General features: G+C 67.4%; 28 protein-coding genes. 11 read left to right on the top strand and 17 right to left on the bottom strand.

Features of this window, described 5'->3' with window-relative positions; all coding sequences use genetic code 11:
• Nucleotides 1-147 precede the first annotated feature (147 nt).
• The 3 genes from AAIL17_RS10035 to AAIL17_RS10025 form a co-directional block, all read right to left on the bottom strand.
• The gene (locus tag AAIL17_RS10035; RefSeq protein WP_424682697.1) at nt 148-1,446 is read right to left on the bottom strand and encodes a hypothetical protein; all 1,299 of its coding nucleotides are present in this window, start codon (nt 1,444-1,446) and stop codon (nt 148-150) included.
• A gap of 316 nt (nt 1,447-1,762) precedes the next feature.
• Nucleotides 1,763-3,112 (bottom strand): hypothetical protein, encoded by a 1,350-nt coding sequence (locus AAIL17_RS10030; RefSeq protein ID WP_424682696.1) that lies wholly within the window; start codon nt 3,110-3,112, stop codon nt 1,763-1,765.
• Between the two features lie 352 nt (nt 3,113-3,464).
• A complete protein-coding gene (locus AAIL17_RS10025) occupies nt 3,465-4,034 on the bottom strand; it encodes a hypothetical protein (protein WP_424682695.1) in 570 nt (189 codons plus the stop codon).
• 286 nt (nt 4,035-4,320) lie between these two features.
• Here AAIL17_RS10025 and arr point away from each other — a divergent pair, with 286 nt between their 5' ends.
• Both arr and AAIL17_RS10015 read left to right on the top strand, forming a co-directional pair.
• Complete coding sequence (arr, locus tag AAIL17_RS10020) at nt 4,321-4,752, top strand: NAD(+)--rifampin ADP-ribosyltransferase (protein ID WP_424682694.1); 432 nt, start codon at nt 4,321-4,323, stop codon at nt 4,750-4,752.
• Between the two features lie 204 nt (nt 4,753-4,956).
• Nucleotides 4,957-5,778: a hypothetical protein gene (locus tag AAIL17_RS10015; RefSeq protein ID WP_424682693.1), complete on the top strand. Its 822-nt coding sequence runs from the start codon at nt 4,957-4,959 to the stop codon at nt 5,776-5,778.
• 17 nt (nt 5,779-5,795) lie between these two features.
• Here the strand turns inward: AAIL17_RS10015 and AAIL17_RS10010 are convergent, their stop codons facing one another.
• Together AAIL17_RS10010 and AAIL17_RS10005 are read right to left on the bottom strand one after the other, a co-directional pair.
• A complete protein-coding gene (locus AAIL17_RS10010) occupies nt 5,796-6,398 on the bottom strand; it encodes a hypothetical protein (protein WP_424682692.1) in 603 nt (200 codons plus the stop codon).
• A gap of 128 nt (nt 6,399-6,526) precedes the next feature.
• The gene (locus tag AAIL17_RS10005) at nt 6,527-7,552 is read right to left on the bottom strand and encodes an alpha/beta fold hydrolase (RefSeq protein WP_424682691.1); all 1,026 of its coding nucleotides are present in this window, start codon (nt 7,550-7,552) and stop codon (nt 6,527-6,529) included.
• A gap of 262 nt (nt 7,553-7,814) precedes the next feature.
• Here AAIL17_RS10005 and AAIL17_RS10000 point away from each other — a divergent pair, with 262 nt between their 5' ends.
• Nucleotides 7,815-8,405 carry a TetR/AcrR family transcriptional regulator gene (locus tag AAIL17_RS10000; RefSeq protein WP_424682690.1) on the top strand — a complete coding sequence of 197 codons (591 nt, stop codon included), beginning with the start codon at nt 7,815-7,817 and terminating at the stop codon, nt 8,403-8,405.
• 51 nt (nt 8,406-8,456) lie between these two features.
• On the opposite strand, the gene AAIL17_RS09995 is transcribed toward AAIL17_RS10000, so the two are convergent.
• Nucleotides 8,457-9,005: a DUF805 domain-containing protein gene (locus tag AAIL17_RS09995; protein WP_424682689.1), complete on the bottom strand. Its 549-nt coding sequence runs from the start codon at nt 9,003-9,005 to the stop codon at nt 8,457-8,459.
• Nucleotides 9,006-9,271: 266 nt separating this feature from the next.
• On the opposite strand from AAIL17_RS09995, the gene AAIL17_RS09990 reads away from it, so the two are divergent.
• From AAIL17_RS09990 to AAIL17_RS09980, 3 genes are read left to right on the top strand one after another with little or no spacing between them, the layout of a single operon-like run.
• Nucleotides 9,272-9,613: an ArsR/SmtB family transcription factor gene (locus AAIL17_RS09990; protein ID WP_424682688.1), complete on the top strand. Its 342-nt coding sequence runs from the start codon at nt 9,272-9,274 to the stop codon at nt 9,611-9,613.
• Nucleotides 9,610-10,098, top strand: a complete 489-nt coding sequence (locus tag AAIL17_RS09985; protein ID WP_424682687.1) for an SRPBCC domain-containing protein — start codon at nt 9,610-9,612, stop codon at nt 10,096-10,098. Before AAIL17_RS09990 ends, AAIL17_RS09985 begins: the two co-directional genes overlap by 4 nt.
• A 60-nt stretch (nt 10,099-10,158) precedes the next feature.
• Nucleotides 10,159-10,446: a hypothetical protein gene (locus tag AAIL17_RS09980; RefSeq protein WP_424682686.1), complete on the top strand. Its 288-nt coding sequence runs from the start codon at nt 10,159-10,161 to the stop codon at nt 10,444-10,446.
• Nucleotides 10,447-10,498: 52 nt separating this feature from the next.
• On the opposite strand, the gene AAIL17_RS09975 is transcribed toward AAIL17_RS09980, so the two are convergent.
• The 3 genes from AAIL17_RS09975 to AAIL17_RS09965 form a co-directional block, all read right to left on the bottom strand.
• Nucleotides 10,499-11,218, bottom strand: coding sequence for a hypothetical protein (locus tag AAIL17_RS09975; RefSeq protein WP_424682685.1), 720 nt, complete (start codon nt 11,216-11,218; stop codon nt 10,499-10,501).
• A gap of 272 nt (nt 11,219-11,490) precedes the next feature.
• Nucleotides 11,491-12,216, bottom strand: a complete 726-nt coding sequence (locus tag AAIL17_RS09970) for an SH3 domain-containing protein (protein WP_424682684.1) — start codon at nt 12,214-12,216, stop codon at nt 11,491-11,493.
• A gap of 290 nt (nt 12,217-12,506) precedes the next feature.
• Complete coding sequence (locus AAIL17_RS09965; RefSeq protein ID WP_424682683.1) at nt 12,507-13,097, bottom strand: hypothetical protein; 591 nt, start codon at nt 13,095-13,097, stop codon at nt 12,507-12,509.
• Between the two features lie 43 nt (nt 13,098-13,140).
• On the opposite strand from AAIL17_RS09965, the gene AAIL17_RS09960 reads away from it, so the two are divergent.
• The gene (locus AAIL17_RS09960; RefSeq protein ID WP_424682682.1) at nt 13,141-13,578 is read left to right on the top strand and encodes a winged helix-turn-helix transcriptional regulator; all 438 of its coding nucleotides are present in this window, start codon (nt 13,141-13,143) and stop codon (nt 13,576-13,578) included.
• A 68-nt stretch (nt 13,579-13,646) separates the two neighbouring features.
• Here the strand turns inward: AAIL17_RS09960 and AAIL17_RS09955 are convergent, their stop codons facing one another.
• On the bottom strand, nt 13,647-13,952 hold the full coding sequence (locus tag AAIL17_RS09955; protein WP_424682681.1) for a DUF3761 domain-containing protein: 306 nt from the start codon (nt 13,950-13,952) through the stop codon (nt 13,647-13,649).
• 143 nt (nt 13,953-14,095) lie between these two features.
• Nucleotides 14,096-15,742 (bottom strand): alpha/beta fold hydrolase, encoded by a 1,647-nt coding sequence (locus tag AAIL17_RS09950; protein WP_424682680.1) that lies wholly within the window; start codon nt 15,740-15,742, stop codon nt 14,096-14,098.
• Nucleotides 15,743-16,036: 294 nt separating this feature from the next.
• On the opposite strand from AAIL17_RS09950, the gene AAIL17_RS09945 reads away from it, so the two are divergent.
• Nucleotides 16,037-17,500 (top strand): PLP-dependent aminotransferase family protein, encoded by a 1,464-nt coding sequence (locus AAIL17_RS09945; protein ID WP_424682679.1) that lies wholly within the window; start codon nt 16,037-16,039, stop codon nt 17,498-17,500.
• A gap of 129 nt (nt 17,501-17,629) precedes the next feature.
• Nucleotides 17,630-19,810 carry an alpha-galactosidase gene (locus tag AAIL17_RS09940; protein ID WP_424682678.1) on the top strand — a complete coding sequence of 727 codons (2,181 nt, stop codon included), beginning with the start codon at nt 17,630-17,632 and terminating at the stop codon, nt 19,808-19,810.
• Between the two features lie 90 nt (nt 19,811-19,900).
• On the opposite strand, the gene AAIL17_RS09935 is transcribed toward AAIL17_RS09940, so the two are convergent.
• From AAIL17_RS09935 to AAIL17_RS09915, 5 genes are all read right to left on the bottom strand, one after another.
• Entirely contained in the window at nt 19,901-20,785 is an 885-nt protein-coding gene (locus AAIL17_RS09935; protein WP_424682677.1) for a diguanylate cyclase domain-containing protein, read from the bottom strand.
• Nucleotides 20,786-20,981: 196 nt separating this feature from the next.
• Complete coding sequence (locus AAIL17_RS09930) at nt 20,982-21,512, bottom strand: DUF2894 domain-containing protein (RefSeq protein WP_424682676.1); 531 nt, start codon at nt 21,510-21,512, stop codon at nt 20,982-20,984.
• Nucleotides 21,502-22,167 carry an OmpA family protein gene (locus tag AAIL17_RS09925; protein WP_424682675.1) on the bottom strand — a complete coding sequence of 222 codons (666 nt, stop codon included), beginning with the start codon at nt 22,165-22,167 and terminating at the stop codon, nt 21,502-21,504. The genes AAIL17_RS09930 and AAIL17_RS09925 overlap by 11 nt, the downstream gene beginning before the upstream one ends.
• Nucleotides 22,164-24,260, bottom strand: a complete 2,097-nt coding sequence (locus tag AAIL17_RS09920) for a DUF802 domain-containing protein (RefSeq protein ID WP_424682674.1) — start codon at nt 24,258-24,260, stop codon at nt 22,164-22,166. The genes AAIL17_RS09925 and AAIL17_RS09920 overlap by 4 nt, the downstream gene beginning before the upstream one ends.
• Before the next feature lie 11 nt (nt 24,261-24,271).
• Nucleotides 24,272-24,931: a DUF3348 family protein gene (locus AAIL17_RS09915; RefSeq protein ID WP_424682673.1), complete on the bottom strand. Its 660-nt coding sequence runs from the start codon at nt 24,929-24,931 to the stop codon at nt 24,272-24,274.
• Between the two features lie 264 nt (nt 24,932-25,195).
• Between AAIL17_RS09915 and AAIL17_RS09910 the strand changes: the two genes are divergently transcribed.
• Complete coding sequence (locus tag AAIL17_RS09910) at nt 25,196-25,612, top strand: VOC family protein (RefSeq protein ID WP_424682672.1); 417 nt, start codon at nt 25,196-25,198, stop codon at nt 25,610-25,612.
• 14 nt (nt 25,613-25,626) lie between these two features.
• Nucleotides 25,627-25,977, top strand: coding sequence for a DUF2200 domain-containing protein (locus tag AAIL17_RS09905; protein WP_424682671.1), 351 nt, complete (start codon nt 25,627-25,629; stop codon nt 25,975-25,977).
• Nucleotides 25,978-25,998: 21 nt separating this feature from the next.
• Here the strand turns inward: AAIL17_RS09905 and AAIL17_RS09900 are convergent, their stop codons facing one another.
• Nucleotides 25,999-26,595 (bottom strand): hypothetical protein, encoded by a 597-nt coding sequence (locus AAIL17_RS09900; RefSeq protein ID WP_424682670.1) that lies wholly within the window; start codon nt 26,593-26,595, stop codon nt 25,999-26,001.
• Between the last annotated feature and the right edge of the window lie 101 nt (nt 26,596-26,696).

Raw genomic sequence — 26,696 nt, 5'->3', positions numbered from 1 at the left:
ATCGCAATAATCGCCTCCGCCCTGTGTGCTGGAGTGTCAGGTCGGATGTTGCAGGGCCGCTCTAGTGGCGGAGGACAACTGGGCGGAAAAAAGAGCGCCCGGCGTGCCTGCTGCCGAGCGCTCCGTTGGTGAGACCCTGAAGGGTCGCTATTGCGGTTGGTACCAGTCCACTGCGTTGCCTTTGCCGACGCGGTAGACCCTGTTGTCGACAAGGTTGATGATGAAAAAGTCAGTCGTGGGAATGACTTTTCCTGCAGCCCTTACGTCGCGGTTCGCAAGCAGCTTCTTTCCGTCGCGGGAGAAGGCCACCGCCCTCCAGGTCACGTAGGAGCCTTGCGGCCAGCCACCGGCGGGCGGTCTGGTCAGTTGGCGCACCTTCGAACCGTCGCTCGTGCGGATAAGGAAAATGTCGATCTCGGAATACCCGGGGTAGTCCTGACCCAAGGGCGTGCCGAACTCGTACCTCAGCGTGCGGTTTCCGTCAGGCGAAATGAGCGTGTTTCCTGTCGGATCCTGCGCCAGGACTCTCAACTGCCGCCCATTGGTCAAGTCCGCGAGGCACAGCGTCTTGGCGGGCGGATCGTTGACCACTGCCTCGCAGCCGCCTTCGGAGGGATCGTCGATTCCGTTGGCGGTGAACAGCACCTTGTTGCCGTCGTAGGAAATGTCATCGGTTCCATAGTCGACACCGACGGTGACGTTGGTCGCCACGCGGGTAGCCTCTCCGGTCGCAACCTTGATGCGCCACAGGTCCCTGTTCGAATAGGTATCGTCATAGGGATCCCAGTTGACGTAGGCGAGCAGGTACTTGGCGTTGCCTGACCAGCGCAGGTCCGTCACGCCCACGGGCGAGCTATAGCCCGTAGGGCACCACAAGGTGTGCGCACCGCTGCCGTCCGGATGGATCAGATAGACGCATGCGGGTGACGCGACACGCGCTTTTGCGGAATTGGTGAAGGCGATCAGGCGGGAGCCGGGCGGTCCCCACGTGACAAAGCCCCAGCCGGATGCAACATCGTCCTGTCCTGGAAAAAGGTTGCGGACGTGGCCGTTGGGATCGCGGATTTTGTACTTGCCGCTAAGCGAGTCGGCATAGGTCGGGAATGAAGACGCGAGCCCGTTGAAAAACAGAATCTGGCCGGTCGCGGAGAAGTTTCTGGATAACCAGTCTATGTTCGAATTCTCGGTCCACACGTATGCGTTGCTTTCCACGCCGGGGATGTAGTAATGGCCCTCCTGCAGCGGGGTCAGTCGATGCAAATTCTGGCGGTTGCCGTCTATGACGTAGAGCGCAGCGGCGGCCGGCGCGTCGAATTGGCTGCCCGGCATTTTTTCAAGCAGGTCCCGCGTGAAAAGTATTTTTTTCGGCGGTGTGGAACCGGCAATGGCGGCCGTGGAAGCACAAGCGAAGGCTATCGATAACGCAAAGCACGAGAAAACACGCATGAGCGTTTCCTCCGGTTCGGGGCAATACCCCTCTTGCGCCGCAACGTTGCGCTGCGGCGGTCGTTCGGTGCCTGGAGGTCTCCCTAATGATTAGTATTGCATTAAGACCCGTCTAGGCGCCGTGACAGGTATTGTCCTGTCCGGTATCGCTTTTCTTGTCGCCTCGATCGGTCGGCCAAGCACGGCAATATCTGGCCTCGTTTCCGAGCCCATGAGCTTCTGCAAGAAAAGGTGAGTTCATTCACCCGCGTCGGGAATGAACGCCGGTAGAGAGAACACCGCAGGCGCATTGCGTGCCTGCGGTGCAGTCCGTGTGTCACGGCGTGGGTACGTGCCAGTCGTAGGCCGCGCCATGGGTCACGTAGCGGGCGCTGCCATCGGCCAGGTTGACCACGTAGATATTCGTGTAATCGGTCGGAGGCGCGGGCGGATACTGTTCGACCCGGCAATTCGCAAGCATTCGCGTGCCATCGGGAGACAGGCGCACCAGCTTCCACCACAACGAAGTGCCGCCGTCGACGGGAGCGCACGGCTGGGTGATCTGGCGCAGACCCGTGCCATCGGTGTTGATGGCATAGATTTCATATAACGGTTTGTCCCCAAGATCCCTGGTGGTCCCGGTCAGGAAGACCCGTGAACCATCCGTGGAAATCAGCGCCTGGCCGTACGATGCCAGGCGCACCACGTTGTCGGGGTCGACCAGCGGGACCGTCTGACCCGTGAGCATGTTCCTGGCGCACCACGTCACCGAGTAGAAATCGGTCGGCACCGGACACGAACCGGTGTTTTCCGAGAAGTAAGCCACGCTGTAGACCACCTCGTGGCCGTCATACGACACATCGCCGGTGCCGTTCTGGGTGGGCGGCCTGAGGGCGCTCTGCACCAGCGTCGCGGCACCGGTCGCGGTATCGATCAGGTACAGGTCCGCAACGCCGTTGGGATCCTGGCCCTTGACCTTGGCAAGCACGGCGTACACCAGCAGGCGGCTGCCGTCGCCGGACCAGCGAACCCCTTGGAGGGCCTTGTACTTCCAGCGGGTTGCGCACCACAACAGGTGGTTGCCGGTGCCGTCCGGATGCATCAGCCGAACGCAGGCATGGTGCGAGGAAGGCCGGTCGTCGGCCGCGTTGGTGTAGGCAATCTCGTTGGTCCCGGCCGGCCCCCAGGTGACACCGCCGTGGCTCGGGCCATCACGCGGGGCCTTCAGGTCGTCGCTGCCGGAGAACAGCGGCTTGGTGAGCTGGCCCAGCGAGTTCATGATGAAGAACTTGCCGCGGAATTTCGTGGTGCCGTAGAGCGGGTAATCGGAGCTTGCCTTCAGGAACAGGCTGTAACGTCCGCTTGGGGAGAAGGCGTTGACGAGCCATGCCTCGGTGTAGATCGGAATATCGGAAAGGGCCGGCACGTTGTAGACGTAGTGGGCATAAGGCGTGAGCTGGCGTTCGCCGAACCCATCGTCGTGGATGCTGAAAAGCACGAGGCCGGTGACCGTCTCCTCGCCGGCATAAAGGCCCATGACTTCCCGCACGAAGAGAATCGTACCGGGCGAGGCCTGCGCCTCGGCGTGCGGAGCCTGCGCCTCGGCCGGCAAGGGCTGGGCCGTGAACGCGGCGGTGAACAGGCAGGCTAGTGCGAGGAACACACGATGACGCGAGGGAACTTGCATGACACTCTCCTTCGGCCGTTGCGGCCGTGTCACAAGCGTGGTTTTCCGGCGCATGGCACGGGTCCCCACATAAGCTGCGCCGGACATAGGAAACTAGGCTCGTATCCGCATGTGTGTCGTGAAACGCGAGGCGCGAAGCGAACTGGACGACAAGCTGCGTCGCGTTTAATTCGGTCTTGCAACGGGAGAGCAACCGAGCGCGACCTGATGCCTGCGAAAGCGGGCACGAGAGTCAGCGTCGACATTCAAGAAGGCGCGTCGGCTCGCGCGAATAAACGCGCTTGGGCTTCTTTGCTTCAGGCCGTCGGACTCGAATGCGGAGATACATTGCAATGACGGAACCAGGCCAGGTTCATTTGCCTGGCATGCAAGCCGCTGGCTCCTTGCCCAGCCGCGAAGCCAGCCGCGCAGCCTGCCGTTCGCCGTCCGGCGATGCGCGCATGGAGGCCAGGAGGTCGTCCAGCTCGGAGGGGCGTGCGATGCGGCGCCACAGCCGGAAGTATTCCTTGAACTCGTGGGGCTGTTCGCCGCGCAGGCAGAGGGCGGCAAAATGGTCGTGGAGCCGTCGTCGCTGACTTTCGTCCAGCGCTGCGTGCTTCAGCGTGCTGGCCAGCCGCGCGCGCAGGTAGCCGGCATACGAGCCGATGTAGTGAAGCTCGATATAGCGGATGGCCAGTTCCGCGCAGGCCGCATCGCCGGCCCGCACGCCATCGGCCAACCGGCGCACCGTCTGCCGGTAGTGCAGCCAGCCCTTCTGTTCGGGAACCGAGTGAGGGCTTTCGATCTCGACCGGCGTGGGGATGCCCAGCGCGAAGCTGCCGCCAAGCCGCGCGTGCTCGGCCACCATTTGCTCGGCTCGCCAACCGGGCGGGACGCCGTGATAGACGTGCCACGGGATGTTCCTGCCACGGTAGGTCGACACGTCTCTGGCTTCCCACGGGTGACAGCGCGGAGTGTAGAACGACGCGTCACATGGCACAGGGTCGGGCCAAAAGGGGAGGCGAAGGCGATGAATCGCTTCTGCCATCTCGCAAGCGAAGCTCGGAGAAGGGGCCTGTTTATCGGCGGAGTAGCAGCAAAAAAAAGGAGGCGCACTGCGCCTCCCACCATCAATGTATATCAGCCACCCGGACTTGCGGCAAGGGTTGCCGAGTGACCTAGGATCGCCGCCCTGCCGATCGGGCAGGAAGCGTGAGGCGCGCCGGGCGATGCATGACGACGAGTGGATTCCGGTTTCCGCTGAGAACTGCGACCGAGTGGAAGGGCCGTTCTTCCATGGGACGAGGGCAGATCTTTCGGTCGGCGATCTGTTGAGGGCCGGGTTCACTTCCAATTACGACGATCGGGTCGTGATGAACCATGTCTACTTCACGACCGTGCCGAAGGGCGCCGGCCTTGCCGCGGAAATGGCGCGAGGTGCGGGAAGGCCGCGGGTCTATGTCGTCGTGCCAACCGACGCGTTCGAAGACGACCCGAACGTCACGAACAAGAAGTTCCGTGGCAACCCGACGCGGTCGTATCGAAGCGCCTCTCCGCTGCGGATCGTGGGCGAGCTCGAAAGCTGGGAGCCCTACGACGCGGAGTTCATCCGCGAACTGCGGCGGCGCGTCGAGGAAGGTTTGGGCGAGATCATCAACTGACGGAAGCAGGTGTCGCACTCGACCGTATGCAAACGCGAGCAACGGGGCGCCGAGCGATACGAAGTTTCAAGGGTGGAAAAGTTTCCTGGTCGATGTCGATTTCAGACGATCCACTTCGTCGTTCCGACAGGCGGCCGGGAAGGGGCCGCGCAACCAGGACCTTGAATCGAGCCGCGCAGCCGGCGCTACCCGGAGGACGATGCAATGTTCATGACGACGATCGCACGGATGTCTGGCAGCCATGGACGCGGTTCTGACGGGGCCGGTCGGAGGCCGCAGGCTATGAGCGCGGCGGGCAGGCTCGTCGCCAGGCAGATGGCCTGCCTCGCCCTGGCCGCTTCCGCCTTGATCGGCGCTGCCGCACATGCGGCGGACTCGTATCCCCGCATGGCTCCGGTCAAGGCCTACCTCATGGACCGTGGCCGGGAAATCGCCCTGGCCAGGAGTGCCGCGCCGGCTTCCATTTCCAAAGACGCGACCGTCCTGGTGCTGACCCCGACGGGCTATGAAACCGCCGTCACCGGTACCAACGGATTCGTCTGCTGGGTGGCCAGGGGTTTCAGCGGTGCGCCGGACTGGCCCGAGCGATGGAACCCGAAGATCCGCGCCGCAGGATGCGACAACCCGCAGGCGGCGCGCAGCGTGACGCCGATCGCCAAGCTGCGCACCGCGATGACCCTTGCCGGCCGCTCCGACGTCCAGATCGCCGACCGCATCAAGGCCGCCCTGCGTACCAAGGAGATCCCGCCTCTGGAACCGGGCGCGATGTGCTACATGATGTCGAAGTCGTCCTATCTTTCCGACGACGGCGGCCATGACATGGCGCACGTCATGTTCTACGTCCCCTTCAAGGACGGCGCCGACTGGGGCGCCAACGCGTCCGGCTCTCCGATCTTCGGCGGGAACTACTGGTTCTACGCGGCTGACCATCAGGCCGAGGCGGCGAAGCTGCCGCCGTTGTCGGTGCTGCTGGTCGGTGTCGCCGCCTGGTCCGACGGGACGCCCGCCGCGATGCCGCCGATGTAGAAGCCGTCGACCGTCGCTTACGACGCGCGCAAGGGCGCGCGAAGGGCATGGGACGGGGCTGATGCCATCGGCCCCGCCCAGGATGAGTCTTGTTCCCGCGATGGCGATTGCCGCGGCGTTTCCCGATGGCGGTCCACCAGGCCCTGCGCAAGCTTCGTACCGAAAGCCAGGCCAAGCGCCAGAGCGCCATAGGCCGCCACCATGGAGCGCCTGCCGAGTACGAGTTCCCATCCGGGCGTGAATCGCTTCGGGGTGACCCCGTAGTCCACGGCAGCAGCGATCGCGGACGTCACGCAGGCACCACGCAGGAGCCTGCCGGCCGAAGGCGGGCGGCGCCTGGCCCGCCAGTACTCGAAGGGCAGTGCCCAGAACACGGCCGATGCGTAGTGGGTCGCGAAGCCGATCAATGTGTGCATGGCATCGGGCTTGTCACACTCGGCTGCCTTCTCGCCATGCAGCCAGTGGCTGGTCGCGTTGATGGGCCGCAAGGCGTCCTTGCCTTCGGCCCTGGCCAGCAACGCGAGGGCCGCCGCCGAGGCGAGGCACGCCACGGTGCCGGTCAGCAGGGCCCTGGCGGGAAGTTCGCTTCGATCTCTGTGGCCGTTCGTTCGCGTGTCCATCAGGTCCCGCCTCTCGCCGGTTGCGTGTGCGCAAGACTGCGCAGTGGCGGGTTGGAGCCATGTGACCCGCGCGCCGATCTTCGATGAAGGCAGCCTCGGCCTTCTCCTTTCGTCGGCGCGGAACAATGCTATCTGGGCGAGGCCTGGGCGAGCCGCAGGGCCTGTTCGATCGCCTTGACCACCGCACCCGGCTGGTCGTTCTGGATTTCGTGCGAGGTTTTCGTGACCCGCACCAGCGTGCCGCGTGACGAGGTGGCGACGATCTGCTTCTGCGTTTCGGCGCGGGCCTGTTCGAGTCCCTTGCGGTCACGTGGCAGGGCGTCGGCGTAGGTGTTGTCGGCGGACAACACGATCAGGGGCGTCGATCCGTGCGTCTCGCTGGCCGGCACCGGCTGTTTGAACACCTCGACGTTGTCGTGAAGCACTGAAAGCACCGTGTGCCAGAACGCCGGCTTCGACATGCGGGCCAGGTCCGCCGCATTGACCTTTGCGCTCGCCAGCGGATTGGCGTCGCCCAGACAGTCGTGCAGCTCCGGCGTGGTGGAGGGGAGCTTGCCTTTTTCGGCGGCCGCCTCGCACCGGTCGAGGAAGTCGAACCGTTGCACCGACATGGCGTCTTCGTCCTTCTGCCAGGCGGGCGCGTACTTCGCGATGTCCTGCGCGGGCGGATCGATCAGGACCATCGCGTTCACGTCGGTTGGGTAGCGGCTTGCATAGCTCCGCACGATATTGCTGCCCAGCGAATGTCCGACCAGGACCAGCGGCGTCTTGATATGGGCATGCCGGATCAACGCGTGCAGGTCCGCGACGTCGGCATCGAGATTGCGCGGCATAGGCCCTTCGCTGCTGAAACCGTAGCCGGCGCGGTCATAGGCGCATACGCGCGCGGACGAGGCCAGCAGCGGCTGCACCTTGTACCAGGTGGAGGAATCGGCGACCGCGCCGGCCTCCAGCATGATGGTCTGCGCGCCGCTGCCCGTGCAGCGCAGGTTGAGGTGGCGGCCATGGCCGAGGTCGACCAGCGTGTCCGCCTGCGCATAGCTGTCCGGGATGCGTTGCTGCGCGGCGGCGGGACGCGTGCCGTCGGCCTGCGCCAGGCCGATGGTCCCGGCAAGGAGCACGACGTAGCCCAGGTTCCGATACAGGTTGTTCATCATTCGTCTCCGTTCGAGCGCCAGGCTGCGGAGCGCTGGGGGAATCCATTCGAAGCGCAGCAGGCGGGATGGGCGAGGGGGATGCGGTCCTCGTGAGAAGGACACGGGGACTTCGATGCGAATTTAGAATTACAGCATGTATATTCAAATGGCGTGGCGGCGGAAGTCAAGGCAATGGACAGCTGGGCCACCGCCCCGCTTGTCGCTACCCTGCATGGACCGTCGAAGCCGAGGAATGTCACCGTTGACCCCACGCCCCTACGTGAGCCGCGCCCGGGCAGCAGCCTCCGAGGCCAAGCGCCAGGCGGTCATCGAAGCGGCCGCCGCGTTCATGCGCGTGAATCCGATGACGGCGTTCTCGCTGGAGAGCGTCGCGGCGGCCGCAGGGGTCGCCCGGCTCACGGTCTACAAGCTGTTCGGTTCGCGCGGCGGGTTGCTGGAAGCGGTGTTCGACTACCTTGCAAGAAACGGTCGCCTGGAAAGCATCGCCGACGCCGTTACCGAGCCCGATCCGCGAAAGGGTTTCATGCGCCTGGCCGAAGTGTTCTGCGACTTCTGGTCGGGCGATGCCGCGGTCGGCCGCCTGCACGAGGCGATGGCGACGGACCCCGAGCTTGCCCGGGCATTGTCGGAGCGCAACGAGCGTCGGCGGCGGGCGGTCAAGGCGTTGCTGGAGAGAATGCAGGTACCCGCTACGGCGGACCAGCGGCGGGACGCCGCCGATCTCATCTTCGCGTTCACCAGCTATCCGATGTTCCGCCTGTTGTCTGGAGTGCGATCGGCTGCCGAGACCTGCGTGTTGATCAAGGCCGTTTGCAACGACACGCTGGATCGGTTGTCGGCCAGGCCCTGAAGCGCGGCCAGACGCCGTGGTCAGGCTGCGCTTGCCCGAAGCCGGGATCGCTCAGCCCGCAGTCGCCTTGACCGTTCCCAATGCCCTGGTCGGATAGGTGAGCAGATAGAGCAGCACCAGAATGCCGCCCACCGGCGCCAGGCTGATGAGCTGCCACCAGGGACTGAAGCCTGCATCGCGCAGGCGCCGGGTGCAGGCCGCGATCCACGGCAGAAGCACGACCAGGGAGGCCAACTGCAGCGGCAGCGGGCCGATGGCTTCGGAAAGCAATTCGGCCAAGGCCAGCAGCATCGCCACGGCGAGCGCGAACCACCAGAAATCCGCGCGCGGCGTCGTGCCGGTGAAGTCCAGCCCGCGCAGCACGCCTTCGCGCATGGCCTTGAGGGCCGGCTGGCTGGATGCCGCGTTACCCATCAGCAGACTCTCGGCGGGTACCTCGAACACGGCCGCCAGTGCCCGCAAGGACTCCGTCGAGACCTTGGCCCCCGATTCGAGCCGCTGGATGGTCCGCAGGTTCAAGCCGCTCAGCTCGGCCACCTGTTCCTGCGACCACTGGCGGGCGGCGCGCAGTTCACGGAGTCGGGCGCTATCGATCTGCATGGATGTTCCTCGGCATGGGGCTCGGGTTCCCGCATCATCCTGCCGCACACCGTCCTGCGTGACGACAGGGACCCGGCACGGGCACGACACGAGCCCGGCCAGGCGTTGTCGGCGCTGCGGGGAAGCGACGGTTGACTGCGCCGTCCGGCTGTTGGGGTGCCAAGGACGCGAGCTCGGCATCTGTTGAAACTTAGGTATTGACCTAAGTAAAGCCGACTGCCAGACTGCCGTCGTCGGACCGGGTCCGCCAGGCACGTGGGCATCAGATGAACCAATCCGCCGTTGTCGACGACGTCTTTTATGCCCTGTCCAACACGACCCGGCGAAAAGTCCTGGAGCAGTTGTTCAGCGGGCCGGCCACCGTCAGCGAGCTCGCCGCGCCGTTCGGCATGAAGCTCCCTTCGTTCGTGCAGCACCTGGCGGTGCTCGAACAAAGCCGCCTGGTGAAGTCCAGGAAAGAGGGAAGGGTGCGGACCTACGAGATCGCACCCGAGCGGTTCAAGGTGGCCGAGGACTGGCTCGCCGAGCGGCGCCAGCTTTGGGAGTCCCGGCTCGATCGATTCGACGCGTACGTCCAACAACTCAAGGAAAAGGAATCGCAGGCATGAGCAAGCAACCCGCATTCGATCCCAAGCTCGACATCGTTTTCGAACGGTTCGTCGACGCGCCGCCGCGCCTGGTCTGGGAAGCCTTGACCAAGCCGGAGCACATCAAGGAGTGGTACATGCCCAGGGCCTGGGGGCGCGTGTCGCGCTGCCAGATGGACGCGCGGCCGGGCGGCGTCTTCGGCATCGATATCGTGGTGGGCGACGGCCAGGAGGTACCCAATCTAGGCTGCATTCTCGAGGCCGTGCCGATGGAGCGGCTGGTCTGGACGTCCATGCTGTTTCCCGGTTATCGCCCGGCCGTCTTCGACGACATTCCGATCACCGCCATCATGACGCTGGAAGCGGAAGGGAAAGGCACGCGCTACGTCTTCACGGCGCTGCATCGGAACGAGGCCGACGTGGCGGCGAACAGGGAGTCCGGCTGGAAAGAGGGCACCGAGATCGCCCTCGATCAATTGGTCGAGCACGTCGCATCAATGAAATAGTCCGGAGCGGTCCGGATATCGCCGGTTTTTCAGTCCTGGAAAGAGGATGAGGCATACCTCGTGCGAGCCATCAGTGAGCGTGACCTGGCGGTCGTCATCCCGTTGCTCGCGGCCAAGATCCGCGAGCTCACCCTGGAACTGCGCGCCGGCCAGGCACGGGTCGGCGAGCTGACCGACGAGGAGCTCGAGGACCGGATGCGGGTGCAGGAGATGCTCGTGCAATACGACGGCATTCTCGACTCGTTGCGCAGCGAGTACGAAGCCGGTCTGGCGGAGGGCATCGAGTTGCCTGCGTTCGATGAGCTCACCCGCCGGTTCCACGTCGAACCGGCTCCCGCCCGAGATTGAGCGGGAGAACGGGAACTGCCCGGTGGGTCCCGCCGGGCTCGATCCTCCAGGCTCAGTGCCTGGGCACCAGCTCGTCCGTCACCTTGCCGTCGGCGTCACGCATCTGCAGCGACGGCGTGCCGTCCTTGTCCACCCGGATCACCAGCCGCGGACGGCCCTGGAGATCGTTCATGGCCAACTGCACGCTGCCGTCGGTGTCGCGGCCGAGGATCAGGCGACGGGTCAGGCTTCCGTGCTGATCGGTGAAGGCCTTGATCCGCGCCTGCTGCTGCTCCGGCGGCAGATCCTTGATGGCGGACATCAGCTGGATTTCTTCCATGATCGAGTAGTCCGGGCGATCGTTGATCTGCAGGCGGCTCCAGCGACCGTCCTTTTCCTGGTGCGAATCCAGCGCCAGGGTCTGGTCCTGCTCGTAGGCGTCGAAGGACAGGTGGCCGTGCGATTCCCTGGTGCCGTCCTTGTCTTTCTCGCCGCCGAACATCAGCCCGCCATTCTCGGTGCCCTCGTCGTTGTAGAAGACCAGGCCGGCGCCCTTGCGGTTCGGATGCGCGTATTCCTTGCCCTTGATGATGACGCCCGGCGCGTGCGCGGCGTCGGAGATCACCAGCCGCAGTGTGCCGTCCGGCTCACGCAGATTGATGCGCTGCACGTCCAGTTCGTCGAGCGACATCTTCTTCGGCTGCTGCACGAAGCCGCTCAGCACCGTCACGGCGAACACCGCCGTGAGTACGCCGGAATAGATCATCAGGATCCGCTGGCCGACAGGTTTCATGGGTAGGTCCTTTTCCAAGTGGCAACGATCGATGGGCGCGCCTCGGCGATGGCTGGGCGACAGGCTAGTAAAGGGCCGCGCGGGGCATCGGATCAACCGTGCCTATCGGGCTACGGGCGCGCCGCGGCGAGGTCGGACGCGCTCATTCCGGGCGTTTTGCCGTCGCGGCATCCGGGAAATCAGTCAAGGCTCGCCCAAGCTGTCGTGATGGGGCGAGACAGCCGGCACGAACTTCCACGCCGGCGATGATTGCCCCTCGATGTGCTCGAAGCTCAATGCGGCCGCTGGTCATCCTTGTCGTGGCCAGGAGGATGAGCCTTGCCACGGTGCGCGTCCTTGCGCTGATCGGCTGGTGCCGCATGGCCGGCGGGCGGATGGGGAACAGGCGTACCGCGCGGTGGCGACGCCGGGATCGATGCGGGTGGTCCCTGCCGCCCGGCAGGCACGTAGGGCGGCGCGTGACCCGACGCGGGTTCGGCGCGACGGTAGGGCGCAGGCGCGCTGCGCCTGTCGTCGCGATCGTGATCCGCGCGGTTGTCGTCCCGACGCTGCGGGTTTGCCCAGGGCCGACGGGGTGGCGGTGGCGGCGCGTGATGCGGTGGCGGGCGGTGGTACCAGCGCTCGCGTTCGCGATAGAACGGCCGGCTGACGTAGTAGCGATCCCAGTAGGTAACGATCGAGAACGACACGATCGGAATGCCGAGCCGTTCGCCGTACGCCGGAACCAGCACCGGCTGGCTGTCGTACTCGTCCTGGATGAAGTTGCCGGCGACCCAGCCGCGCTCGCCGTCGAAGACCACGTCGCACCATTCCCAGCCGTCCGTGCAACCCTCGATGCCGATGGGCGCGCCCGCCGGAATCATGTCGACCGCGGGATAGCTGATGTCCGGCCCGGCGCGCAGCTTGACGTCGCCGGTCACGTAGCCGTCCGCGGCCATGGCCTGCACCGGGATGCCCGCAAGGAGCGCCAGTGCGGCAAACCAGACCGATCGCTTCATGGTGGCTCTCCTTCGGCAAATGGACCGCCCCTGGCTCAGCCAGGCCAGCCTGTTCCCCGCGACACGGCGGCGCAAGCGCATGGGCCGCAAGGGTTCATGCGCTATCCAGACTGTTGGCGCAGGGGTGACGAAAGGCCGAAAGCGACGTCAACGAGCCGGCGCTGCCGCGTCAATATCAGAAGCTCTTCCAATGGCGACGGCACGCGAAGCCGTGGCGCATCCAGTGCAAACGCGCGACGCGGATGCCGGCTGGCCGCCAGCGTGCCTGCCAGCCGCGTTCTTCGGCCGCGCTACTTCAAGCGTGTATCCGTCGCCACCCAGTTGAGCTCCCAGGTCTTGCCACCATCGGCGGAAAAGGCCTGTTCGAAACGGATGGTGTCGGCATCGACCGGAATGATCATGAAACGGACGAAGACCGCGCGTCCGTCGAAGTCTTCCTGGTCGTAGAACTCCCCTCGACCGTTCGCGAACCCGCCGATCGTCGGCTGGCCCAGCGTTCCCTTACGGCTGTTGGCGAAGTTGAGGCTCCACTGGCCCGACTGAGGGTTGTAGAGGCGCAGGTTCAGGCCCTCGAAGTGGCCGGCAGGGCCGTCGGCCGTCAGCTCGACCAGGTTCGCGCGGCCGTTCCAGACCTTGCGCACGGTGGTCACGCCTTCGTATTCCACCCATTCGTCGGACCCGGACAGGGGATGCACCAGCCGCTTGAGGTGCGTCTTCCATGTGCCGATCTCGAAATCGAAGTCGTGCTGGCCGTCGCGGGGTGCTTGTGCAGGCCTCTGGGCGGCTTGCGTCGCCGGTCGCGCGCAGAGCACTGGAGGCGTCAGGCAAAGCAGCCCGAAGGCGACCAGCCACGGTGTGAACGCACGGGGACGACTCGACATGGCATGCTCCAGTGGGTTGATCGATCGAACGCTAGAGGCAGCCATGACCGCCCACAAGACGGCACTTCGAGGTGCGTATCTGTTGGCCAAGTCCCACCCGTTGGCCGATTGCCCGCTGCACGCGGCCTTCGTCGCGGTCGGCGGCAAATGGAAGCTCACGATCCTGTATTGGCTCGCGCGCGAGCCCAACCACTTTTCCGGGCTGCTGCGGCGCGTCGCGCCGATCTCGCACAAGGTGCTGACCGAGCAACTGCGCGAACTGGAGGCGGACGGGCTGATCGAGCGCCAGGTGACCGGGCCGGTGCCGGCGCCGGTGCAGTACCGTTTGAGCGGCTATGGGGAAACGGTGTTGCCCCTGGTGGAACAGGCAAGGGTGTGGGGCGTGGCGCATCTGGAGCGCATGCGTGGCGCGGACGCGATGACGGGATCGGAGTCCCCGCTTGGCTGTGGAGCGGCAACGTCAGTGGGTGGGGCTCATTGAGCGGAGCCGGCGGTCATTGCCCATCCAGCGCGAAACGGGCGCCAATCAGCTCCGGCAACCACCGGTCTTCAAAGCCAGCGGGCCACGCCGCCGTGGTGCGAGCATGTTCCCCTGTGGCTCAGGCTGAAGCTGTACGAGCCGTCGCGGCACTGTGCCGTCGCGCCAGCCGGAGCTGATTCGTTAACTGTCTGCATCGGGCGTCGAACGCGAACGCCTGCGCTGTTGGTGTACGTGCTGCTTCGGGTCTGGTGATGGGGCTGATGGGACCCGGCGCCAAGCGCTGCCGGGTTTGTCGCCGGCGCGACGGATTGTCCCAGGGCGGCAACGGAGAGCACCGTGCCCAGCAGGATCGCAAGACCTTGGCGCCTGCGCATGAGTCCCCTTTGCCAGCCCCCTGTCGGCCGTGGGTTGTACTGCGATCCCATCCGACGAGCCAGTGCTTGGATGTTTCGCCGGGAGTCGACAGCAAAAAGGGACGGAGGCAATCCGTTGCCTCCGTCCCCGGTGGCGACGTGACTCAGGGCACCAGCAGCCAGCTCACCTGGTGGACGTTCGGCGGCGCGGGCAGCCACCAGCCCGCGGCAGGATGGCCGTACTCGTAGGTCACGGTGTCCTGCATGGCGAAGGAGTGCATCGGCTTGGCCTGGCAGACCAGGTCCCTGGCCGGCATGACGCCGAAGTTCAGATAGGCGAACTCGGCATCGGTGGTGCAGGCGTTGTCGTCGAACATGGCGCCGTGGGTGGTGGCGTTGTTGACCAGCACCATCCGCGCGGCAGGACCGTTCTCGCGCCGGTCCCTGAACGCCAGCGAGTACGGCGTGGACGGATCGAACTCGTTCTGCACCATTAGCGCGTGCACCCGGGTGCGCGACTCCAGCCTGCGGTCGAGCGCCGGCCGCCACGGCCAGTGCTGGCACTTGTCCACCAGGGTGGAGGCGCCGATGGCCCAGTACGTGCGGACGTCCGCGATCTTCTGCGCGATGCTGCGCGGATCGGTCGAGCCGGAGTCGTTGCACTGCAGGGCGTCGGCCATGGGGTTGAAGCTTGGCCGGGTACGCAGGTCGGCGAACGTCATGGCGGCGATCTGTTCGGCGTAGGCGATGTGGGCCGGATCGCCATCCAGTGCTGCGGACATCGCGCTCAGCGAGGGCGACACGAGCAGGTCCCAGAACACCCACATGCCGGTGCCGTCCAGCGAACCGAGCGCCTGGTCCGGCGTCACGCTGCCCATGCGATGCTCCGAGGTGGCCTGATAGATCTGCTGGAAGGTGGTCATCACCTGCAGCGGCGTGGTGCCCATGTGGAACTGCTCGTCGTGCCGGGCAATGAACGGGATGAACGCCTGCTGCAGGTTCAACTGATCCATCCGCGTCCGCTGTACCGCCTGTCGCTGCCAGTCCAGGTGCACCCAGTTCATGTTGCTGTCGAGCACCACGCGTTCGAAGCGCTCGGGAAACATGCGGCTGGCATAGGCCATGAGGCTGCTGCCGCTCGATACGCCCAGCAGGTCGGCATGCCGGAAGCCCAGCACCGCGCGCACCAGGTTCAGGTCGCGCGCGTGGTTGGGCGTGTTGATGCCTTCGAGGAAGGTCGCATGCTGCTGCAGGCAGGCGGCGATCGACCGGTTCCACCAATCCTGCTGCGCCTGCACGCTCGCAGCCGTCGGATTGCGGCTGTCGCCGTCCATGAAGTTTTCGTCGCCGCTGCGCTGCGCGTAGTCGCAGCTCACCTGCGTGCCCAGCCCGTCGGTGATGCCGCGCAGGTCAACGCCGACCACCAGGTGGTCGACCTGCACCTGCGGCTGCAACTGCTCGAGCATTTCCGCCATGGAGGCGCTGGAGTTGTCCGGGCCGCCCGCGTTCACCAGCAGCAGGCGGGTGTGGGCGGGCGGATCGAGCGGCCGCGAGATGCCGATGGTGATGTCGCCCCGGCTCGGGTCGGCCCAGTCGACCGGCACCGTGACCAGGGCACACTGGATGGTGCTGCCGTCGGTGAACAGCGAGGGCGGACAGCCGCCCCAGTTCACCGGCTGCTGGTAGTACCGGGCGTAGGCCGGATCGGTGCTGTGATCGTCGACGCCGTGGGCGCCGGCGATCCCGGGGAGCGCCGCGCAACCGATCAAGACCACCGCCAGCTTGCATGCAGACAAGGTCGAGAGCTTCATCCTGGTATCTCCTTAGTCAGTGGTGGCATGCGGGCACGTGAGTTCCCCGTCCCATGGCGGGTACGGCGGCGGGCACACCGGGCCGTCCGGGGCTTCGCCCGGTGTCGTCTGTCATCGTCAATGGCGGTTCTCCCTGGATGGCCTGCCCGTAGCGGGCGGTCGCGGCGGCGGGCTCGCGTGAATCGGTACCCGGCTGGCCGTGACATGATGATTCTTCGGGACGGGCAAATCGGTAAATGACCGGTCGCGGGCTTTTTCGATGTGACCACTTCGATCCGGTCGAGGGGGCAGGGGATGGCGAACAGGCGGCAAGACGACGAACCGATGTACGTGCGGATCGCCGGGTCGATCCGGCGGGACATCGACTCGGGACGTTTCCAGACGGGCGCGCGCCTGCCCGGAAGCCGCTCGATGGCGGTCGCCCTGGGGGTTTCCCGTACGGTCGTGTTAATGGCCTACGACCAGTTGGAATGCGAGGGCTACCTGGGCTCGCAATCCGGCAGCGGTACCTACGTGAACGCGCGCCCCGCCGGCGTGTCCGCATGCGAGACGCCGGTGGAGGAACGGGTCGAGGCGCCGGAAGGTCCGCGGCTGTCCCGTCTGGCCCGGCGGGCCGTGCTGCCTGCCGTTCCCGAGGCGAACCTGGCGGCGCCCGAAGGGGAGGTGATCGATCTCGCGCAGCCTCGCGTGAAGTCCGACCCGCGCAGCCTCAAGGCGTGGATGCAGAACCTGATGGCACTGCTGCGTCGTCGCGATGCGCCGGACTTCCCCGAACTGCAGGGCGCGATCGGCCTGCGCAGGGCCGTGGCCGGCTACTTGGGTGTCGAGCGCGCGATCGAGGTCGATCCGGACGACATCCTGATCGTCAGCGGCGCCCAGCAGGCGCGCGACCTCATCGCCCGCGTCCTGCTCGACGAAGGCGACGGCGTAGGCGTGGAGGAACCCTGCCACTGGAGCGTGCGCCACACCTACGAGGCGCTGGGCGCGCGGATCGTGCCGTGCGAGGTGGGCCCGCACGGCATGGACATCGACCTTCATGCGTCGGCGCTGGATGGGGTGCGGCTGGTCAGCGTGGCTCCGTCCTTCCAGTTCCCGACCGGCGTGGTCATGCCGGAGGAGCGGCGCAGGGCCCTGCTGAAATGGGCCTATGCGCACGACGCCTGCCTGGTGGAGGACGACTTCGATTGCGAGCACCGCTTCGGCGTGCGCGCTCCGTCGTCGCTGTGGTCGCTGGACCGCCATGGCCGGGTGATCCACGTGAGCAGCTTTGCGCGCTCGATGTTTCCGGCGCTGCAACTGGGTTACATGCTGGTGCCGCGCGCGCTGCGCGAGCGCTTCCTGGCGGTCAAGTGGCTGGCCGATCGCGGCAGCATCTCGATGCAGCAGCACGTGCTCGCCTCGTGCATCGCCAGCGGCCAGTACCTGCGCGACCTGCGGCGTATCGCACTGCGCCTGGCTCCTCGCCACCGGGCCCTGCACGCCACGCTGCAGGCGCGCCTGGGCGACGCCATGGAGGTGACCGGCTCGGTGGCAGGAGGCTCGCTGTTCGTGCACTTGCCGCGCTTGCCACGCAGCGCCACCGGGGCATTGATGGCCGAGGCGCTGGTGCGTGGCGTGCGCATCCGCTCCGCCGAGCGCTTCCACCGGCTGCCGCCGGACCACGTCACGCTGGTGCTCAGCTATGCCGGGGTCTCCGAGGCGAGCCTCAAGCGGGCCGCGGCCCGGCTCGCGGAAGCCTATCGGGCCGTGGCCGGATAGCGGAGCCAGCCGCGCCCGCTTCCCGAAGGCGCCGAGCGAACGCGGCCTTTCCGACCCCCATCTGCTGGCATCGCTTGCGGACAAGGGTGATCATCCGGCGGGTCGCGACGGCATCATCCGGAAGGCCACATGACCACTCGTCCCGCATGGACCTGCCTCGTGCTCGGCCTGCTGGCGGCGTGGCCGCTGGTGGCTACGGCGCAGTCCGCGCCAATCCGTATCGGCAATCTCGACAATGGGATTGTCGTGGAAGCCGAAGCAGAGGCCCCGCAACTGCTGCAACTGGCGCGCCCGGGCGGTGTGGCCTGGCGTGGCGGCGCTGCGGTAGTCCTGATCGGCCATGCCGACATCGGCGGCAAAGAGGTGGCGCTGCACTGGCGCTACGCCCCCGACGCCAGCCGTCAGCGGAAGGATGCCGCGAGCCTGGTCTACGAGGACCGCGCAGCCGGACTGCGACTGCGTTGGGAATGGCGTGCGCGCGCGTCGCATGGCCCGATCGAGCACGTCATCCGCATCGAGAACCGCAGCGGGCACAAGGTCTGGCTTCCGCTGCAATCCAGCCTGCAGTTCGCCTGGAACGTGGCAGCGGACCGGCCGCTGCAGCAGGTGTGGATCGACAAGGGTGCCGGCGAGGCCCCGCCGGTGGGAACGCACCGCGTGGCCATCGCCGACCGCCACGACTGGCGCGGCACCTCCAGCACCTTCGCGCATCCGCGTCCGGGCGAGGCGCGCGAGATCATTCCCTGGTTCCTGGTCCGCAGCGAGGACGCGAGCATCGGCGGCTGGTACGTGGGCGTGGAATTCAGCGGCCGCGTGGCGATGAGCCTGAAGCGCACGGGCACGAGGCTGGCGGGCACGGTCGGACTCGACCCGGAGCCCGGCCCGTTCCGCACCCGCCTAGCACCCGGCGCTACCTTCGCCACCCCAACGGTCTTCGTCGGCGCCAGCGACGGCGATCTCGACGACACCGGCAACACGCTGCGGCGCTGGGTGCGCGAGGTGCTGGGCGATCCCTCGACGCTCGCCGATCCGGCCTATCCGCTGGTGACGAACAACAGTTGGGGCAGCGCGATGGCGATCGACGAGGCGCAGGCGCGGCGCATGATCGACGACGCCAAGCGGCTGGGCTTCGAGATGTTCCACCTGGACGCGGGCTGGTTTCGCGCCGTCGGCGACTGGCACGCGGATCCGAAGAAATTCCCGCACGGCATCGGCGCGTTGGCGGATTACGCGCACCGCCGGGGCCTGAAGTTCGGGCTCTGGGCGGACTGGGCCCAGGCGGGCACCAGCACGGCCAAGGGTGCGCTCGACGTCGCCGATCCGAAGGTGCGCGACTGGCTGACCACCGATCCGCCAGCCGGCTGGAAGCCCGCCGAGTTCAAGGGCATGACCATCGACCTGGGCGTGCCGGCGGCGCGGGCGTGGGCGACCGGCGAGACCGATCGCCTCGTGCGCGACTACCACCTCGACATGCTCGAACACGACGGCTACGTCGTCGCCCAGGGTTGCGACCGCGACGACCATCCGCATGCGCCGGCCGACCCCGCCCGCATCCATCGCTACCGCGACGACGACTTCCTCTGGGTCGAGGGCAGCAACGCGACCGACGTCAGCCTGCACGCCACGCGTGCGTACTACGCCATCCAGCGCGCGCTCAAGCGGCGGCACCCGGGCCTGCTGCTGGAGGTCTGCAACGACGGCGGGCGCATGGTCGATTTCGGCAGCGCCGCCCATGGCGACTACTTCTCCATCGTCGACGCCTACGATCCGCTGTCCAACCGGCAGGCCTTCTACGACGCCAGCCACGTGCTGCCGCCGGCCATGCTCGAAACCTACGTCAAGGCATGGCCCACGCCACGGATCGGGAATTTCCGCTACATGCTGCGTAGCGGCATGATGGGCTGGTTCACCGTGATGATCGACACCAGCGGGTGGACCTCGGAACAGCACGCTGCGGCGGCGAGGGAGATCGCGTTCTACCAGTCGACGCTGCGGCCGCTGATCCGCGCCGCCGATCTCTACCACGTCGGCCCGCGTCCGGACGGCAAGGGCTGGGACGGCACCGAGTACTTCGATGGCGCGCGCGACCAGGGCGTGCTCTTCGCGTTCCATGGCAGCGATCCTGCATCGCGCGCGTTCCGGTTCAGGCTGCGCGGATTGCGCGCGGGACATCGCTATCGCGTGCACTTCCGCGACCATTCCTCAACCGACCGAGTAGTGGACGGACAGGAGCTGATGACGTCGGGCCTGGCAGTGACGTTGCCGCTACCGCAAACCTCCGAGCTGGTCGTGATCGAGGGTGTCCGGTGAGGCTTGGCACCGGGCTGACTTGGCGATGGCCCGTCGTCGAGCTTCCGGGAGTGCTGGAAAGTGTCGGCCCGAGATGCGGACTCCGGGTTCTTACGTGTCGTCGCTAACCTGGTCGGTGTCGCCCTTGCGCTGGTTGTCGCGCTTGGCCTCGTACATCGCGCGGTCGGCGCGCGTCAGGAGGGTTTCCGGGTCGCTTCCATCGCCGGGAAAGCAGGCGATGCCGATGCTGGCGTCGAGGCGGAACGTGCCTTCGGGGAGGTGGCAGGGCAGCCTGAGGCTGGCGCGGAGGCTCTCGGCGACGATGCCGGCGGCCCGCGCATCGCGGCATCCGGGCAGCAGCGCGACGAACTCGTCGCCGCCGACCCGCGCCATCAGGTCGTCCTGGCGCGAGCCCGACTGCAGGCGTTGCGCGGCTTCGCGCAGCAGGCGGTCGCCGACGTCGTGGCCGTGCTCGTCGTTGATGCGCTTGAAGCCGTCCAGGTCCAGGTAGAGCACGGCCAGGCCGTTGTCCGTCCGGGCCGCATGCTCGAGGGCGTAGTGCAGCTCCTGCTGCAGGCGGTGGCGGTTGGGCAGTCCGGTCAACGGGTCGTGGGTGGCGCGGTGCTCGAGTTCGCGCTCGGCGCGCCGCAGTTCGGTCACCTCGTGCGCCACGCCGATGCGCACGCCGTATTCGGGCAGCCATCGCGCCGACCACTGGATGTCCACGCTGTGGCCCTCCTTGTGGATGTAGCGGTTGCGGAAGTGACGCTGCGGCGCGCCGGTCATGACGCGCGCGGCCTGCTGGATGGTCGAGGCGCGGTCGTCGGGATGGACCAGCCGGAATATCGGTTGCCCGACCACCTCGTCGGGGGCGTAGCCCAGGATGCGTCCGAAGCCCGCACTGACGAACAGGACGCACCCGTCGGCATCGACGACACACACCGCATCAGGCATCAGGTCCAGCAGTTCGGCAGGCGGGGGCAGTTTGGGGATCATTGACGGGGCCGGGTCGGCGCTCGGCGTGTGGGCGTGATTCCAGTATGGGTGGTCCCGTTGCGGCTGGAAACCCGGATGGACGAGCGGCCTGGTGTCCCGGAGTCGTGAGTTCCAATCACGCGGTGTGGTCGCAGGCCGACATACGACCGGGTGGGCGCGAAGCTCCGGGAGCCCGCCGGCGCTTTCCGGCCGGCTACTAGGTGTGCCGTTTGCGCGAAGCGCGCTTCTTCGGCGCCGCGCTGCCCGTGGCGGGGCTGGTATTCCCCAGCGCCTTCAGCCACGCCAGTTCGTCGACGTAGGCGATGAACGATCGCAGGTAGCCCGGCGACAGCTCGCGCATCAGCGCGATGGCGCGGCTGGCAAGGGCGGTGGAGTTGAGCGGGCCCGCGTCGGTGGCGGCGTGGGCGACGGATTGCCGCAACTGGCTGTCGGCGCGCAGGGTGGACCAGAGCTGGCGGAAGTCGGCGAGCGCGGGGATGTCCGGGTAGGCGGCGCGCCCGGACGGTCCCTCGCAGGTGAGCTGGTCGACGAGTTCGCGCAGCGGGCCCGGATGCGCTGGGGATGCGTTGGCGTCCGGTGTTCCGTCGGGTGTGTCAGCACCAGGCGAAAGAAGTTCGGCCAACCGTGTATCCAGCGCGCGTCGCGCTTCGCCGTCGAGGGCGGCGGCGCGTCGTTCCATGGCCGCGACCAACTGCGCGCGGATGGCCGAGGCGGCGTCAGGGCGCATGGCCGGAGGCGGCTTGGTTCGGCGTGGCGTTGGCGGCCGAGGAGCGCGGGATCGGGGCGATCTCCACACGGCGGTTCTTCGCGCGGCCGGCTTCGTCGTCGTTGGTGCTGACCGGCTGCTGCGCGCCGAAGGCGGCGGCGAACACCGCGTCGGCAGGGACGCCGGCGGCGATCAGCGCGCGGGTGACGGTGAGCGCGCGCTGGGCGGAGAGTTCCCAGTTGTCGGCGAACTGGCGGTTGTCGCCGTGCACGGGCTGGTCGTCGGTGAAGCCGCTGACCATCAGCAGCTCGTCGCGCGATTGCAGGTACTGCGCCAGCGGCGCGGCGAGGCTCTGGATGAGCTGGCGACCTTCGGGCTGCAACCGATCGGAGTTGAGCGCGAACAGCAGGTTGCCGCGGATGCCGATGCGGCCGTTCACCAGGGTCACGCGGCCCTGTGCCAGCGGTGTGGCCAGCGCCTGCTCCAGCGCGGTGCGGCGTTGCTGTTCGGCCAGGCGCTGCTTCTGGGCCACCTCCAGCTTGTGCGAAAGCTGCAGCTGCACGCCGATGACGCCGACCAGGATCAGCACGAACACGCCCAGCAACACCGACATCAGGTCGCCGAAGGCCCAGATCGGCGCGGTCGACTCGCCCTCGAACTCGACCTCCTCGCTCATGCCTTGGCCGCCTTCGCAGGCTTGCCGCGGCCGGCGAGCTGCTGCATGTCGGCGATGATCTGCTGCTGCGAGAGCACGCTGAGCTCGACCACTTCCTTCGCCTGCGCCACGTAGTAGGCGAGCTGCTCGTCGCTGCGCGCGAGCGAGGCGTCGAGCGCGCAGGCGACCTGCTGCAGCCGTTCCATCAGCGCGTCGTTGGCCTGGCCGAATTGCGCGACGCCAGCGCCGAAGGCTTCGCCCAGGCTGGCGACTTCGATGGCGCTGGCGGTGACCTGCGCGGCGGCGGTGTCGAGCTTGCCGGCCTGCGCTTCGACCTGCTCGCCAAAGCGCGTTCCGACGCGGTCGAGCAATTCGGTCGAGGTGCTGACCAGGGCGTCGATTGCGCTGCGTTGTTCGGTGGAAGCGTGGTTGACCGCGCCGAGCAGGGTTTCCAGCGTGGCCAGCAGGCGGCTGCGTTCCTCCAGCATGGCGGTGTCGCGCACCATGCTGTCGGACAGCTGCTGGCGCAGTTCGCCGACGACTTCGGCGGCCACGCGCGGCGCTTCGGACGCGGCCTCGACCAGGCGCGCGATCTCGGCGAGGGTCTGGCTGGCGTGGGCCTGGGTTTGCGCCGCGATGGCGCCGGCGGTCTGTTCCAGCGTGTCGCAGATGGTTTGCTGGCGACTCGCGCTGGCTTCGCCGGCCGCCTTCCACTGCGTGGCCAGTTCGGCGGTGATGGCGTCGAGCTTGCGCGCCCAGGCGGCCAGGCGCTCCTCGTCGCGCGCTTCGAGTGCCGACTGCAATTCCGCGTGCGAGCGGTCGACCGCCTGCACCAGCGCGGCCGCGTGCGACGCAAAGGCGTCGCCGGCGGCGGCCAGCGCCTGCCGGTTGCGATCGGCGAGGTCGGCATGGACGGCGTCCTGTTTCGACAGCGCGCCTTGCCACGCCGCGGTGGTGCGTTCGGCGCTTGTGTCCAGCCGCGTGGCGACGCCGTCCAGCAGGGCGGACGAGCGTTGCTCGAAGGTGTCGGCGAAGCGGGCGAGGGCGCTGCCCAGCGCCTGCGCGTGGGCTTCGTTGGCCTGCCGGTGCTGGGCGAGCGCATCGGCCCAGATGCCGGTGACGGTGCGCGCGGTGGCGTCGAAGCCGGCGGACAGGCCCTCGAGCTGGCGCTGCACGGCGTCGCCTACGCTGGCCTGGATCGCGGCGGACTCGCGGGCGAGGCTGGCCAGGGTGGATTCGACCACCGGCTGCAGCACGCCGGCGGCGGTGCGCGCGCCGTCGGCCACGCTCGCCTGCAGCGACTGCTCGACCGAGCGCGCCAGGCGCGTGTACGTCTCCTCGGTGTGGCGGTGGAACGCCTCGCGGTCGGCGTGCTGGCGCTCGTGGGCGGCGGCGCTCTGCTGCTCCAGCGCCATGGCCATCGCCTGCAGGCGGTCGACCAGCGCGGGCATCGCCGTGGCCTGCTGCTGCAGCAGCCGGAAGGCTTCCTCGCGACGGTGCGCCTGCGAGTGGACGCGCAGGGTGGTGGCGATGGCCGCATCCAGCACGTGCACCGCCTGCAGCCGATCGCGGCGAACCAGCGCGGAGAGCAGGCCGAGCATCGCCGAGCTGGCGACGCCGGCGATGGAGGTGCCGAAGGCGAACGCCAGGCCGTTGACCGGCGCGGCCAGCGAGCCGCGGATCGCCTGCAGGTCGGAGGCGCTCCCTAGCGCCGTGCCGGTGCCGCGCAAGGTGGCCATCATGCCGAGCAGGGTGCCGAGCATGCCCAGCAGCACCAGCAGGCCGACCAGATAGGGCGTCATCGCCGGCGCCGGCAGCGCGGCGCGCTCGCCTTCGACGCGCAGGCGCACGGCGTGGCGCAGGCCGGGATGCAGGCGCTCCAGCCAGCGGCCGAGCTCGGCGGGTGGCGTGGTCAGTTCGGCCACGGCCTGGCGCAGCGTGGCAGTGGCCTGCCGGTAGCGGAACAGCTCGAACGCGCCGGCGAGGTAGCAGGCGCCGATCAGCAGGGCGACGGCCGTGCCGAGCGGGTTGCTGCCGGCGTAGCCGACAAGGATCCAGCCGATGGCCAGCAGGCCCAGGGCAAAGACGGACAGGGGAAGCAGACGTTTCAACATGGAGTACCGCGTCAGGAGGTGCGAAGCGCCGCGAGCAGCGCATCGACCGGGTGGAAACGAAGATCCAGCTCGGCCAGCAACATGGCCTGCACGTCGCGACGGAAGCCGTCGAGCCAGTGGTGGGAGGCGTGCCGGGCGGCGCGCAGCCGTTCGAAGCGCTGCCCCAGCAGCTCCGGCACCCGGGCGAGCAGGGCATGCTCGTGCGGGGTGAGCGCCGCCTCCATCACCGCGTCCACCTCGGCCAGGCGTGCCAGGTCGGGCGGCGTCCGGGCGAGCGCGTCGCGCAGCGTGCCGCGCAGGCGGCCGACGGTGGCCTGCATGGCGCGCTGCCGGGCGAGGTAGGTCGCGCGGAAAGCGGCGTAGTCCGGCTCGGCGCTCACCGATGCGCCGGGTGCGAGCAGCGGCTCGTCCCGGATCGCCGTCGCCAGCGTCTCGCGTGCCCGCGCGCACTCGGCGTGCAGGTCGTCCGGCGCCGGGGCAGCCGTCGCCGGCGCGGCCGGTCGGCCGTCGAGTGCGGCGGCGAGCGACAGTGCGTGCTTCCAGTCCAGCCACTGGCCCAACTGGTCGGGCAGCGACTGGCCGGACGGGGCCACGTCGAGTTCTGCCAGTCGCGCCAGCAGACGGATGAACGTGGGCCCGCGAACCGTCGGGCGGAGTGCAGCTTGCGCCATGGTTTCCGGGGCAAAACCAACAGTTTAGCGCGGTCGAGGTCCGAACGTGGCAGCCTCCGGGTCCTGCGATCCTTCGGCAAGGGCGGAAGCCGGGCGACCGGCGACGCGGGACGCCAGGCCCGCGGACTGTCCGCCATCCGGAAGGCGCGATGCACGATCGTGTCCACCGGGCCCGCGAGACAATAAAGTAAGGCGGCAATGTCCCGTCCTTAACGGACCGACACGCACGATTTCCCGTCCCGTCATCCGCCAGGGAGGCTGGCCATGAACCCCTACCTCAATTTCCCCAATGGCAACTGCAAGGCCGCTTTCGATTTCTACCAGCAGGTGTTCGGCGCGAAATGCATGTTCTCCATGACCTGGGGAGAATCGCCGATGGCGGACCAGGCGCCGAATGGCGACGGCAGCAAGATCATGCATGCCTCGCTGCAGTTCCCCGACGGGTCGATGCTGATGGGCGCGGACTGCCCGCCGCAGTACGGCACGCCGTTCGGCGGCTTCTCGCTGTCGGTCAACGCCCGCGACGTGGCCGAAGCGGAGCGCGCTTTTGCCGGCATTTCCGAAGGCGGCCAGGTCACCATGCCGCTGGAGAAGACCTTCTGGGCGGAACGCTTCGGCATGTGCGTGGACCGTTTCGGCGTGAGCTGGATGGTCAACTGCGAGGCGAAGGCGTCGGCATAGGGCACGCAGAGCGCATGCGCCAGGAAAAGGTCTTCGCCCTCAAGTGGGCCAGCCTGTACCCGATGTACCTGAAAAAGGCGCAGTCCAAGGGTCGCCTGCAGGAGGAGCTGGACCAGGTGATCTGCTGGCTCACCGGCTACACGCCGGCGGGACTGCGCAGGCAGGTGGAGGGCGACAGCGACCTGGAAACGTTCTTCGCCCAGGCGCCGGCCTTCAACCCGGATGCCGCATTGATCACGGGCACCGTCTGCGGCGTGCGGGTGGAAGAGGTCGACCATCCGCTGATGCGCAGGATCCGCCAACTGGACAAGCTCGTCGACGAGCTTGCCAAGGGCCGACCGATGGAGAAGATCCTGCGGCGGTGAGGCGGTGCCCGGCGGGCCGGATCAGCCGCCGTACTGTTTCGGGATCGGCAGGTCCGGCCGCTCGGCCTGCCAGTAGATCGTGACGATCCACCAGCGGTGGCCGTCGAACAGCAACTGGAAGCTGTTGATGCCGCGCTGGAACGGTTTGGCGTCGGTCGCCGCGTGGCGCGACTCGTAGGTGTCGAACACCTGCGCGATATTGCCGAACCGATCCACCGTGCGATGCACCTCGCGTTCGAAGAAGCCCTCCTTCCTGACGATGGGCTCGCCCAGCCGGATGTAGTCCTCCACGCTCAGCACGCGCGTCATGGTGACGTCGTCCTTGCCGGTATGCGCGGGAATCAGCCGTGCGCCCGGAACGAACAGCGAGCGCAGGCGATCCCAGTCGCGCGGCTGGCCGGCGGGACCGGAGATCACGTCATAGACCGCGTTCATGATCGCGTCCATCGATGCCACGTCGGCCGGTCGCGCGGCTGGTGAAGCGGGGGTGCTCACGGTGCTGGCGCCCGGCGCCGTGGAGCTGGTGGCGGTCATGCCTCGGGCGGCGGCGAGCTGGGGCACGGACAGCAGCGTCACGGCGCAGGGCAGCAGCAGAGTGCGAAGCGAGGCAAGGCCCATGATGCGTTCTCCGTTCCGGATGGTGGCGAAGGTTCGTGTTACAGGGGCGTGCCGGAACGCCGTCGGTCCGGCATCCGGGTTCCAGCTACCGGAACGAATTG

The organism is Frateuria sp. YIM B11624, assembly GCF_049727805.1.
Taxonomy (GTDB): Bacteria; Pseudomonadota; Gammaproteobacteria; order Xanthomonadales; family Rhodanobacteraceae; genus Frateuria_A.
This window is presented reverse-complemented; position numbering and strand designations above follow the sequence as displayed.